Origin of the sequence: Dorea longicatena (genome assembly GCF_025150085.1) — a bacterium.
GTDB classification, from domain to species: Bacteria; Bacillota; Clostridia; order Lachnospirales; family Lachnospiraceae; genus Dorea_A; species Dorea_A longicatena.
This window is the reverse complement of record NZ_CP102280.1, coordinates 1,643,877-1,655,935: the sequence shown is the minus strand read 5'-3', so window position 1 is coordinate 1,655,935 and position 12,059 is coordinate 1,643,877. Positions and strand designations below refer to the sequence as shown.

The window sequence follows — 12,059 nt, the reverse complement described above, 5'->3', positions numbered from 1 at the left end:
TGTGTACAAAAGTATGTATGAGAAACAGCCGGTTACCAAAACATCCGAAAGATGCTGCCACGGGCAAGTTCTACAGGTGGCAGATCCTGTAGAGTGGCTGAAGTTAAAAAAGATACTTTTGAAAGAATAGCAGGAGGAAGTAAGAATGAGTGAAGATGTAATACGTACAGGAAGAGATCTGGCGTATCAGGGAACGGTTTTAAAAGTATACAAGGATCATATGAAATTTTCAAATGGAAATACAGAAGAATGGGATTTTATTCATCATGACGGCGCTGCTGCAGTTATCCCGGTTATGGAGGATGGAAAGATCTTGATGGTAAAACAGTACCGAAATGCGTTGGAACGAGACACATTGGAAATTCCGGCTGGAAAACTGGATGATCCGAATGAAGAGGGGATTGTATGCGCAGCGAGAGAGCTAAAAGAAGAAACGGGATACAGTTCTGAAAATCTGGAATGGATACTTACAATTCGGACAACGGTTGCATTTTGCGATGAAAGAATCGAAGTTTTTGTCGCAAGAAATCTGATACCGGGAGAGCAAAGCCTTGATGAAGATGAATTTGTGGATGTAAAAGCTTATGAATTAGATGAGTTGAAACAGATGATTTTTGAAGGAAAGATACAGGATTCAAAAACTATGGCAGCAATCCTTGCATATGAATCAAAGTATCTGCACGGATAAAATCATATCCACCCAAAGAGCACATATAATAAGATATCTGAATCTGAGAAAAGGAGAATGATATGTGAAGATACAGACAAAACAAAAATATGTGCTTCTGGCTGGAATGACAGGATTTGTACTGGGAATATGCAGTGCGAATCTCTGGATGAAGGAGTATATACTCGACATTGGAATTTTTAATCAGTTTTTTCTGGAACAATATAATCGGTTAGAGATCGTATATGAGGAGTATTTCTGGTACCTGATAAAAAACAGAGGGGTATTTCTACTGATTCTTACGGCGGCAGCTGGAACAAGGTATAGAAAAAGTGCGGTGATATTAACAGTAATATGGTTGGGTTTTTGCGTTGGAATGGTGATCTGTACGGCCATTGCCAGACTTGGAATTAAAGGGATTGTCCTTTGCGTGATTGCTGTTATGCCACAGGGCGTATTCTATATTTTGTCCGGGATACTATTGTTTGAATATATGCTGGAATATCCTGTGGTCAGGTGGAATTCCGGAAAAACTATAAAACTGATAATGCTGGTGCTGTTGGGAATGATAACAGAATGTTATGTGAATCCTGTCATTATCAGAATGTTTCTGAAAACATTGTAGGTGATCTACAGGACCTGCCACTGGCAGCTCCTTACGAACGCATGGCGATAAAGATCGACACATAGTATGAAATGTTTCAAACATACTGTGTGTCGATCTTTTTATGAAAAATTCTTTATGTAGATTACGAGACGAAGTATACAGCATAAAAACAAAAAGATCTGGCTGATCAGCAGACCTGTAAGATATCCGTTTATGCCCCATATAGGTATAAAAAGACATACACCTGCAATCCGTATGCAAAGACTTAAAAAGTTGATAATAAAAGAAAAAGTAGTTTTTCCCAAACCATTGATCATGCCAAGAAGAACCGTGTTAGTGTATAAAAACGGACAAATCCAGGAAAGCGTGAGAATAAAACTACCCGCAAGCGGACTTTTGAACAGAAAGATTCCAATCCATTTCCCGGATATTAGCAGGAAAATACAACAGAAACATCCAAGAAATATGCAGGAACAAGCGATTTTTGAAATGATAGCCTGAAGTCTGCGCTTCTCTTTCATTTCCTGAATTTCGGCCACTGTAGGAAGAAGCATGGAGGATACAGCGTTGGTAATAGCAGAAGGAAACAGAATACAAGGAAGTGCCATACCGGTCAGAACTCCATATACCTGCAAAGACAGAGAAGAAGACATTCCGGAATACTGAAGAAAAACGGGGATGGATACGGCTTCTATACTTTGCAGAATGTTCAATAATACCCGGCTGGCAGTAAGAGGAAAGGCGTGTCTGAAAAGCCTGGAAAGATGGATGCAGAAAGTACTTGCAGAAAGCAAATTCTGCACTTGTTTCGAAGCTGTGTGGTGTATAGAGTACAGGCAATAGCAAGATGCAAAGATCTCCCCCATAGCAAGACCAACAACGGCAAAAGAGATGGAAAGATCCAGCTGATGGCTGGTGCGGTAATAACAGAAAAGAAACACGAATAAAATACGGAATGTCTGTTCAAAAAGTTGGGAAACAGCAGGAATTTTTGTCTGCTTTAAGCCAAGCGAATAGCCGCAGATGCAGCTGTGGATTGAAGCAAAAGGAAACGTATAGGACAATAAAATCAGCAGTTCTTCGCATCTGGAATCATGGAGAAAAGAGATGGCGGTCATATGTGCATTGTGCTGTAAAAAAATGGTCAGAATACAGGAAAGAACAAATGTAAATATCAGGCCGGTTTTTAATAATTCTTTTGCTTTTTCCGGATGGCCTGCAGCATTTTCCTGTGCAACGCAGCGGGAAAGAGCAAGTTCGGTTCCGGCACAGGAAAAAGAGATGCCAAGGGCATATACAGGAAATACAAGTTGATAAAGGCCTACATTTTCTTCGCCAAAGGTATGACCCAAAAAAATGCGATAGAAAAATCCCATAAAACGGGTGACAAAACTTGTAATGGTCAAAATAGCTGTTCCACGGATGAGAGCGCGCTTTCCGGACATAATCGGCTCCTTTATATATGAGAATTGTATCTTTATAAGTTATTCGAGAATAGTGCTTGACAGAACTAAAAAGCAGTGATATTCTACAGGAGTAAAAATCCTAGTAAAATACTGGGGATTAAAAAGAGGTGATAAGATGAAACTTTCCACGAAGGGTAGATATGGACTGCGTGCCATGATAGATCTGGCCAGATATAGTGAGAAAGAACCGGTGTCGATCGGCAGCGTGGCCGCAAGACAGGAAATTTCAGAACGCTATCTGGAACAGCTTGTTGCACTTCTGAAAAAGGCAGGGCTGGTGAAAAGTATTCGTGGAGCCTCTGGCGGATATGTACTGGCGAAAAAACCGTCGGAAATCTCTGTCGGAGATATCTTAAGAGCACTGGAGGGAAGTCTGGAGCCGGTCAAATGTGCGGCATTTGATACTACAACAGGAGAAGGCTGCATGGCATCGGACGGATGCGTGACAAAGTATGTATGGCAGAAGATTAATGACAGTATTAATGATACGGTGAATCAGATCATGCTGGATGAGCTGATACAGGAGAGTAAAAGCATTAATCCGGACGGAGAATGTGAAAATCCAAAGTGCAGCCAGTAATCGGCAGACAAAAATTCTGATAAACAAAAACATTACAGAATATACAAAGAAAATGGAGGAGATAAAATGAGTAAATTATTATATCTTGATAATGCAGCAACAACAAAGACAGCACCGGAAGTTGTAGAAGCAATGCTTCCGTATTTTACAGAAAAATTCGGAAATCCATCCAGTGTTTACAGCTTTGCCGCTGCAAACAAAGAAGTGATCAACCAGCAGAGAGATGCAATCGCTGAAATGATCGGTGCAAAATCAAATGAGATCTATTTTACAGGCGGTGGATCTGAATCTGATAACTGGGCTTTAAAATGTACAGCCGAAGCTTATGCGAACAAAGGTAACCATATCATTACAACAAAGATCGAGCATCATGCGATTCTTCATACAGCAGAGTATCTTGAAAAAAGAGGATTTGAGGTAACATACCTTGATGTAGATGAAGACGGAAAAGTAAAACTGGATGACTTAAGGGCAGCGATCCGTCCGACAACTATCCTGATCTCTGTTATGTTTGCAAATAACGAGATCGGTACCATCCAGCCAATCAAGGAAATCGGTGAGATCGCTCATGAACATGGCATTCTGTTCCATACCGATGCAGTACAGGCTTTCGGACAGCTTCCGATCAATGTAGACGAATGCCATATTGATATGTTAAGCGCCAGCGGACACAAGTTCAACGGACCAAAGGGAATCGGAATCATGTACATCCGTACGGGCGTAAAGATCCGTTCGTTTATCCATGGTGGAGCACAGGAGAGAAAGCGTCGTGCAGGTACAGAGAATGTTCCTGGAATCGTAGGAATCGGAACAGCAGCAAAACGTGCAGCAGCCAGCATGGAAGAAAGAACAGCAAAAGAAAGAGAAGTCAGAGACTATCTGATCGACAGAGTGCTGAATGAAATTCCATACTGTCGTCTGAACGGACACAGAACAGACCGTCTTCCAAATAATGCAAACTTCAGCTTCCAGTTCGTAGAAGGTGAGTCGCTTCTGATCAAACTTGACATGAAAGGAATCTGTGGATCAAGCGGATCTGCATGCACATCCGGATCATTAGACCCATCACACGTTCTGCTTGCCATCGGTCTGCCTCATGAGATCGCTCACGGATCATTAAGACTGACATTGAACGAAGAAATTGAAAAAGAAGATATCGATTATGTTGTAGACAATCTGAAAGAGATCGTTGCGCACTTAAGAGAAATGTCTCCTCTGTATGAAGACTTCATTAAAAAACAGAAAAAACAGGGCGAGAAATAATTCAGATTGTGTACAGAACACATTCGGACAAAACAGTCAAAACATTTAGATAAAAAGACAAAAGGAGTAATTTAGATATGTATTCAGAAAAAGTAATGGATCATTTTGAACATCCAAGAAATGTAGGAGAAATTGAAAATGCCAGTGGCGTTGGAACCGTAGGAAATGCAAAATGTGGAGATATCATGAGAATTTACCTTGATATCGACGACAATCAGATCATCCGTGATGTAAAATTTAAAACATTCGGATGTGGTGCCGCAGTTGCAACAAGCAGTATGGCAACAGAGATGGTAAAAGGAAAGACAATCCAGGAAGCTATGGAAGTTACGAATAAAGCAGTTATGGAAGCTCTGGATGGACTTCCGCCGGTAAAAGTGCACTGCTCACTGCTTGCAGAGGAAGCAATCCACGCAGCTTTATGGGATTATGCAGAAAAGCATGATATCAAGATTGAAGGACTCAAGAAACCGAAGTCTGATATTCACGAAGGTGAAGAGGCGGAAGAGGAAGAATATTAAGCCGGAGAACTTTATATGGAAAAGAAAAAAGTTGTAGTCGGGATGTCCGGAGGGGTTGACTCCTCCGTGGCAGCCTGGCTTTTAAAAAATCAGGGATATGATGTAATAGGAGTCACGATGCAGATCTGGCAGGATGAAGAAGAAGCCGCGATGGAAGAACATGGCGGCTGTTGTGGACTCAGTGCAGTGGATGATGCCAGAAGAGTGGCAGCAGCGCTGGATATTCCGTATTATGTCATGAATTTTAAAAAAGAATTTAAAGAAAATGTCATTGATTATTTTATCGATGATTATCTGCATGGCAGAACGCCGAACCCGTGTATCGCCTGTAACCGATATGTGAAATGGGAATCATTGTTAAAGCGAAGCCTTGATATTGGTGCGGAGTATATAGCAACGGGACATTATGCCAGGGTAGAGAAGCTGTCGAATGGAAGATATGCAATTCGTAATTCTGCGACTGCGGCAAAAGATCAGACATATGCACTTTATAACCTTACACAGGATCAGCTTTCGAAGACACTGATGCCGGTTGGAGAATATACAAAAGATCAGATCCGTGCAATGGCAGATGAAATAGGCCTTCTTGTTGCACATAAGCCGGACAGTCAGGATATCTGCTTTGTGTCAGATGGAGATTATGCGTCTTATATCGAAGAAAATTCAGATGCAAAGATTACGCCGGGCAATTTCGTGCTTTCGGATGGAACGGTTGTCGGAAAACATAAAGGAATCATTCATTATACGGTGGGACAGAGAAAAGGTCTGGGACTGTCTCTCGGACATCCGGTGTTCGTATTGGAGATCCGCCCGGAAACCAATGAAGTTGTAGTGGGATCAAATGAGGAATCTATGTCCCGTTATGTGCGCGCAGATCAGGTGAATTTCATGACGGTAGAAGATCTGACAGAGCCGAAAAGAGTGTGGGCGAAGATTCGTTATAATCACAGAGGTGCATGGTGTACCGTTGAAAAGACGGGAGAAGATGAGATCCTCTGTACATTTGAAGAGCCGCAGAGAGCGATCACACCGGGACAGGCTGTCGTATTATATGACGGAGAATACGTACTTGGCGGCGGAACGATCATTGCGGATAAGTAGGAAACATAAAGAATATTGATAAAATACAAAATAAAGAGGAATAAGTTATGATACAGGCGGATATGCATATGCACACATGGTTTTCAACGGATTCCGAAGCCTGTCCACGCGATATGGCGGATGAGGCAGTCAGAAAAGGGTTGAAAACCATTTGCTTTACGGATCATTTTGACAAGGATGATCTGGAATGGGGAGAAGAAGGTATCTTTGATGTGGATGCTTATTTTGTGGAAATGCAGAAACTTCAGGAAGAATATGCAGGAAAACTGAATATCAGGATTGGAATAGAACTGGGATTTAGGACATATCTGAAAGATTATTATGAAGAACTGACGAAGAAATATCCGTTTGATTTCGTGATTGGATCGGTTCACAATGTTCCGTATAAGAAAGATGCGGAAGGGAACATATTATATACTGATCCTGCGGCAGAAAAGCTTTTTACAGACCGTACCGACAAAGAGGCGTACCGTCTGATGATGGAGACAACGCTGGAAAATGTGAGAACTTCGGACTGCTTTCAGACACTTGGTCATCTGGATTATGTTGTAAGATATGGAAAATCAAGGGAAAAAGAATATTCGTATACAGATTATGCGGATATTATAGACGAGATTTTGAAACTATTGATTGAGAAGGAAAAGGGTCTGGAAGTGAATTCGGCCGGATTGAAGTATGGCCTTCCGTTCGCACATCCACATCCGGATGTATTGAAGCGTTATCGTGAGCTTGGCGGTGAGATCATTACGATTGGAGCCGATGCACATAAACCGGAGCATATTGCGTATGATTTTGCAAAGGCAGAAGAAATTTTGAAGTCCTGCGGCTTTAAATATTATACAGAATTTTTTGAACAAAAGCCTGTTTTTAAGCAACTTATATAAAAATAGGAAAACCTCTTGAAATTTTGTATCAGATAAAGTACAATTATTAGCAGTTGAGAGGTCTTGATAGAGCTTCTAAAGGGCTTGAGAAAGATTTCACAATGTAGACTGCATAAGTAGTTAATAAACAAACTTTAGGAGGAATTAATCATGGCAGTAAAAGTAGCGATTAATGGATTTGGACGTATTGGACGTCTTGCATTCAGACAGATGTTCGGAGCAGAAGGATATGAAGTTGTAGCAATCAACGACTTAACATCTCCTAAGATGCTTGCACACCTGTTAAAATATGATTCTTCACAGGGAAAATACGCTTTAGCTGATACTGTAAAAGCAACAGATGATTCTATCATCGTTGATGGAAAAGAAATCAAAATCTATGCTAAAGCTAACGCTGAAGAACTTCCTTGGGGAGAGATTGGTGTAGACGTAGTTCTGGAGTGTACAGGATTCTATACATCTAAAGAAAAAGCATCTGCTCATATCAAAGCAGGAGCAAGAAAAGTTGTTATTTCCGCACCAGCTGGAAACGACCTGCCAACTATCGTATATAACGTAAACCACGAAACACTGAAACCAGAAGATACAGTAATTTCTGCAGCTTCTTGTACAACAAACTGCCTGGCTCCAATGGCAAAAGCTCTTAACGATCTTGCACCAATCGAGTCTGGTATCATGTGCACAATTCACGCTTACACAGGAGATCAGATGACTCTTGACGGACCACAGAGAAAAGGTGACCTCAGAAGATCTCGTGCAGCTGCAGTTAACATCGTACCTAACAGCACAGGTGCTGCAAAAGCAATCGGACTTGTTATCCCAGAACTGAACGGAAAGTTAATCGGATCTGCTCAGCGTGTACCAACACCTACAGGATCTACAACAATCCTTACAGCAGTTGTAAAAGGACATGTAACAGTTGATGAAATCAACGCAGCTATGAAAGCCGCTTCTACAGAGTCCTTCGGATACAACACAGATGAAATCGTATCTAGCGATATCGTTGGAATGAGATATGGTTCATTATTCGATGCTACTCAGACAATGGTACTTCCACTGGAAAACGGAACTACAGAAGTTCAGGTTGTTTCTTGGTATGACAATGAGAACTCATACACAAGCCAGATGGTAAGAACAATCAAATACTTCTCTGAATTAGCATAATTTAGAGCATGAATTAAGACTCACAAAGGGTCCGGTCTTATTGGGCCGGACCCTTTTTGCAGTTATAAAATATATAACCAGGAGGCAGTACTATGCTTAATAAAAAATCTGTAGATGACATTAACGTAAAAGGGAAAAAAGTACTTGTAAGATGTGACTTCAACGTTCCGCTTATCGATGGAAAGATTACAGACGAGAATCGTCTTGTTGCAGCACTTCCTACAATCAAAAAATTAATCGCTGATGGCGGAAAGGTTATCCTTTGCTCTCATCTTGGAAAGCCAAAGGGACAGCCGGTTCCAGAATTATCTCTTGCTCCTGTAGCAGTTCGCCTTTCAGAACTCCTTGGACAGGAAGTAAAATTTGCAGCTGATCCGGAAGTTGTTGGACCAAATGCGAAAGCAGCAGTAGCTGAGATGAAAGATGGAGATGTTATCCTCCTTGAAAACACACGTTACAGAGCAGAAGAGACAAAGAATGAAGATGCATTCAGTAAAGATCTCGCTTCTCTTTGCGACGTATTTGTTAACGATGCATTCGGAACAGCACACCGCGCACACTGCTCTAACGTAGGAGTTACAAAATACGTAGATACAGCAGTTGTTGGATACCTTATGCAGAAAGAAATTGATTTCCTTGGAAATGCAGTCAACAATCCGGAAAGACCATTCGTAGCAATCCTTGGCGGAGCAAAAGTTTCAAGCAAGATTTCTGTAATTGAGAACCTTCTTGACAAAGTAGATACTCTGATCATCGGTGGAGGAATGGCATATACATTCGCAAAAGCACAGGGCGGAACAGTCGGAAAATCCCTTCTGGAAGAAGATTACTGCCAGTATGCACTTGACATGATCGAAAAAGCAAAAGCCAAAGGTGTAAAACTTCTTCTTCCTGTAGATAACGTTGTCGGAGATGATTTCTCTAATGATGCAAATACTCAGGTAGTAAAAGCTGGAGAGATCCCGGAAGGATGGGAAGGACTCGACATCGGACCAGAGACAGCTAAGATCTTCAGCGATGCAGTAAAAGATGCTAAGACAGTTGTATGGAACGGACCAATGGGATGCTTCGAGATGCCTAAATTTGCAAAAGGAACAGAAACAGTTGCAAAAGCACTTGCAGACACAGACGCTGTGACAATCATCGGCGGAGGAGATTCTGCAGCAGCAGTTAACCAGCTGGGATATGGAGATAAGATGACACACATTTCAACAGGTGGTGGAGCTTCTCTTGAATTCCTTGAAGGAAAAGAACTCCCGGGTGTAGCAGCAGCTAACGATAAATAGAATAAGGAGATTTGGAAAGATGGCAAGAAAGAAAATCGTAGCCGGAAACTGGAAAATGAACAAAACTCCAAGTGAAGCAGTAGCTTTAGTTGAAGAATTAAAACCATTAGTAGCTAATGAAGATGTAGACGTAGTATTCTGCGTACCTGCAATCGACATTATCCCTGTAGCAGAGGCTGTAAAGGGAACAAATATCCAGGTTGGTGCTGAGAATATGTATTTTGAAGAAAGCGGAGCATATACAGGAGAAATCTCTCCGGCTATGCTTACAGATGCAGGAGTAAAATACGTTGTTCTTGGACACTCTGAAAGAAGAGAATACTTTGCAGAGACAAACGAGACAGTAAATAAGAAAATGCTGAAAGCTTTCGAGCATGGTATTACACCAATCATGTGCTGTGGAGAGACTCTGGAGCAGAGAGAACAGGGTGTAACAATGGACTTCATCCGTCAGCAGGTTAAAGTTGGATTCCAGAATGTAACAGCTGATCAGGCTAAGACAGCAGTGATCGCTTACGAGCCAATCTGGGCTATCGGAACAGGTAAGACAGCTACTACAGAGCAGGCTGAAGAAGTTTGCGCTGGTATTCGTGCATGCATCGCTGAAGTATATGATGAAGCTACAGCAGAAGCTATCCGTATCCAGTACGGCGGATCTGTAAACGCTGGAAATGCAGCAGAGTTATTCGCTCAGGCTGATATCGACGGCGGACTTGTAGGTGGAGCATCTCTGAAAGCTGATTTCGGAAAGATCGTAAACTACAAATAAGATTTAGAAAATCAGCCGCAGGAGGCTTTCGTTTGACTGCTTCCTGCGGTTTTATGCTGTAAAAGTGATATTTAAGACGAAAGGTGATATTAAAAATGAGTAAGAAACCAACAGTACTTATGATCTTAGACGGTTATGGACTGAATGAAAAGACAGAAGGTAATGCAATTGCTATGGCAAAAACACCTGTTATGGATAAACTGATGTCAGAATATCCATGTGTAAAAGGAAATGCCAGCGGACTTGCAGTAGGACTTCCGGACGGACAGATGGGTAACTCAGAAGTTGGTCATATGAACATGGGTGCCGGACGTATCATTTATCAGGAACTGACAAAGATCACAAAGGCAATTGAAGATGGTGTATTCTTCGAGAATAAAGCACTTCTGGCTGCATGTGAGAATGCCAAGAAGAATGATTCTGCACTGCACCTGATGGGGCTGGTATCTGACGGTGGTGTTCACAGCCACATCGGACATATTTTCGGCCTTCTGGAACTGGCTAAGAGACAGGGACTTGAGAAAGTATACGTACACTGCTTCCTTGACGGTCGTGATACACCACCGGCTTCAGGAAAAGAGTATGTAGAGCAGTTAGAAGCTAAGATGAAAGAAATCGGCGTAGGAGAGGTTGCAAGTGTTTCCGGACGTTATTATGCAATGGACCGTGATAACCGCTGGGATCGTGTAGAAAAGGCTTACAAGGCACTTTCAGCAGGCGAAGGCGAGACAGCTGCTTCTGCTACAGAGGGAATCCAGGCTTCTTATGATGCAGATGTAACGGATGAGTTCGTTGTACCATTTGTAGTAACAAAGGACGGCGCACCGGTTGCAACGATCAAAGAAAATGATTCCGTAGTATTCTTCAACTTCCGCCCGGACAGAGCAAGAGAGCTCACAAGAACATTCTGTGACGACAGCTTTGACGGATTTGACAGAGGAGACAGAATTAAGACAACATTTGTATGCTTTACAGAATACGATGCTACAATCGAAAATAAACAGGTCGCATTTGTGAAAGAAGAAATCACTAATACATTTGGTGAGTTCCTTGCAAAGAACGGCAAGAAACAGGCACGTATCGCTGAGACAGAGAAGTATGCTCACGTAACATTCTTCTTCAATGGCGGCGTAGAGGAACCAAATGAAGGAGAAGATAGAATTCTTGTAAAATCTCCTAAGGTTGCTACTTATGATTTGAAGCCAGAGATGAGTGCATATGAAGTATGTGACAAGCTCGTTGCAGCAATCAAGTCTGATAAGTATGATGTTATCGTAATTAACTTTGCCAACCCTGACATGGTAGGTCATACTGGTGTGATCGAGGCTGCTGTAAAAGCCATTGAAGCAGTTGACGAGTGTGTAGGAAAGGCTTACGAAGCATTAAAAGAAGCTGACGGACAGATGTTCATCTGTGCAGATCACGGTAATGCAGAGTACATGATCGATGAAGAGACAAAAGAGCCATTTACAGCACATACAACCAATCCTGTACCATTCATCCTTGTAAACGCAGATCCTGCATACAAGTTGAAAGAAGACGGATGCCTGGCAGATATTGCTCCTACACTGATCGAACTGATGGGTATGGAACAGCCGGCTGAGATGACTGGAACATCACTTCTTGTGAAATAATACAAACATATTCAACGTATGTTATATGCTATAATGAACAGATTGTGGAAAATGTAAAAGCGTATTTTCTACAATCTGTTCTGTATTTATCAGTATAATTATAAAAGGAACATCATG

General features: G+C 41.8%; 12 protein-coding genes. 11 read left to right on the top strand and 1 reads right to left on the bottom strand.

Annotated features, from left to right (window positions below; genetic code table 11):
- Positions 1-145: 145 nt before the first annotated feature.
- Positions 146-688 (top strand): NUDIX hydrolase, encoded by a 543-nt coding sequence (locus NQ508_RS07830; RefSeq protein ID WP_006427608.1) that lies wholly within the window; start codon positions 146-148, stop codon positions 686-688.
- A 64-nt stretch (positions 689-752) separates the two neighbouring features.
- Positions 753-1,292: a hypothetical protein gene (locus NQ508_RS07825; RefSeq protein WP_022414956.1), complete on the top strand. Its 540-nt coding sequence runs from the start codon at positions 753-755 to the stop codon at positions 1,290-1,292.
- Between the two features lie 101 nt (positions 1,293-1,393).
- Here the strand turns inward: NQ508_RS07825 and NQ508_RS14265 are convergent, their stop codons facing one another.
- Complete coding sequence (locus NQ508_RS14265; RefSeq protein ID WP_242654735.1) at positions 1,394-2,650, bottom strand: oligosaccharide flippase family protein; 1,257 nt, start codon at positions 2,648-2,650, stop codon at positions 1,394-1,396.
- 205 nt (positions 2,651-2,855) lie between these two features.
- Between NQ508_RS14265 and NQ508_RS07815 the strand changes: the two genes are divergently transcribed.
- The 9 genes from NQ508_RS07815 to gpmI all read left to right on the top strand — a co-directional run bounded on the left by NQ508_RS07815 (position 2,856) and on the right by gpmI (position 11,942).
- Positions 2,856-3,320 carry an RrF2 family transcriptional regulator gene (locus NQ508_RS07815; RefSeq protein WP_006427604.1) on the top strand — a complete coding sequence of 155 codons (465 nt, stop codon included), beginning with the start codon at positions 2,856-2,858 and terminating at the stop codon, positions 3,318-3,320.
- Positions 3,321-3,386: 66 nt separating this feature from the next.
- Entirely contained in the window at positions 3,387-4,583 is a 1,197-nt protein-coding gene (nifS, locus tag NQ508_RS07810) for a cysteine desulfurase NifS (protein WP_006427602.1), read from the top strand.
- A 77-nt stretch (positions 4,584-4,660) separates the two neighbouring features.
- Positions 4,661-5,104 carry a Fe-S cluster assembly scaffold protein NifU gene (gene nifU, locus NQ508_RS07805; protein ID WP_006427601.1) on the top strand — a complete coding sequence of 148 codons (444 nt, stop codon included), beginning with the start codon at positions 4,661-4,663 and terminating at the stop codon, positions 5,102-5,104.
- Positions 5,105-5,119: 15 nt separating this feature from the next.
- The gene (gene mnmA, locus NQ508_RS07800) at positions 5,120-6,205 is read left to right on the top strand and encodes a tRNA 2-thiouridine(34) synthase MnmA (protein WP_055181892.1); all 1,086 of its coding nucleotides are present in this window, start codon (positions 5,120-5,122) and stop codon (positions 6,203-6,205) included.
- Between the two features lie 47 nt (positions 6,206-6,252).
- Positions 6,253-7,089 (top strand): histidinol-phosphatase HisJ family protein, encoded by an 837-nt coding sequence (locus tag NQ508_RS07795; protein WP_006427598.1) that lies wholly within the window; start codon positions 6,253-6,255, stop codon positions 7,087-7,089.
- Between the two features lie 150 nt (positions 7,090-7,239).
- The gene (gap, locus tag NQ508_RS07790; protein WP_006427597.1) at positions 7,240-8,253 is read left to right on the top strand and encodes a type I glyceraldehyde-3-phosphate dehydrogenase; all 1,014 of its coding nucleotides are present in this window, start codon (positions 7,240-7,242) and stop codon (positions 8,251-8,253) included.
- A 92-nt stretch (positions 8,254-8,345) separates the two neighbouring features.
- The gene (locus tag NQ508_RS07785; RefSeq protein ID WP_006427596.1) at positions 8,346-9,539 is read left to right on the top strand and encodes a phosphoglycerate kinase; all 1,194 of its coding nucleotides are present in this window, start codon (positions 8,346-8,348) and stop codon (positions 9,537-9,539) included.
- A 19-nt stretch (positions 9,540-9,558) separates the two neighbouring features.
- Positions 9,559-10,308 carry a triose-phosphate isomerase gene (gene tpiA / locus NQ508_RS07780; RefSeq protein ID WP_006427595.1) on the top strand — a complete coding sequence of 250 codons (750 nt, stop codon included), beginning with the start codon at positions 9,559-9,561 and terminating at the stop codon, positions 10,306-10,308.
- A 95-nt stretch (positions 10,309-10,403) separates the two neighbouring features.
- Positions 10,404-11,942: a 2,3-bisphosphoglycerate-independent phosphoglycerate mutase gene (gene gpmI, locus NQ508_RS07775; protein ID WP_006427594.1), complete on the top strand. Its 1,539-nt coding sequence runs from the start codon at positions 10,404-10,406 to the stop codon at positions 11,940-11,942.
- Positions 11,943-12,059: the final 117 nt, after the last annotated feature.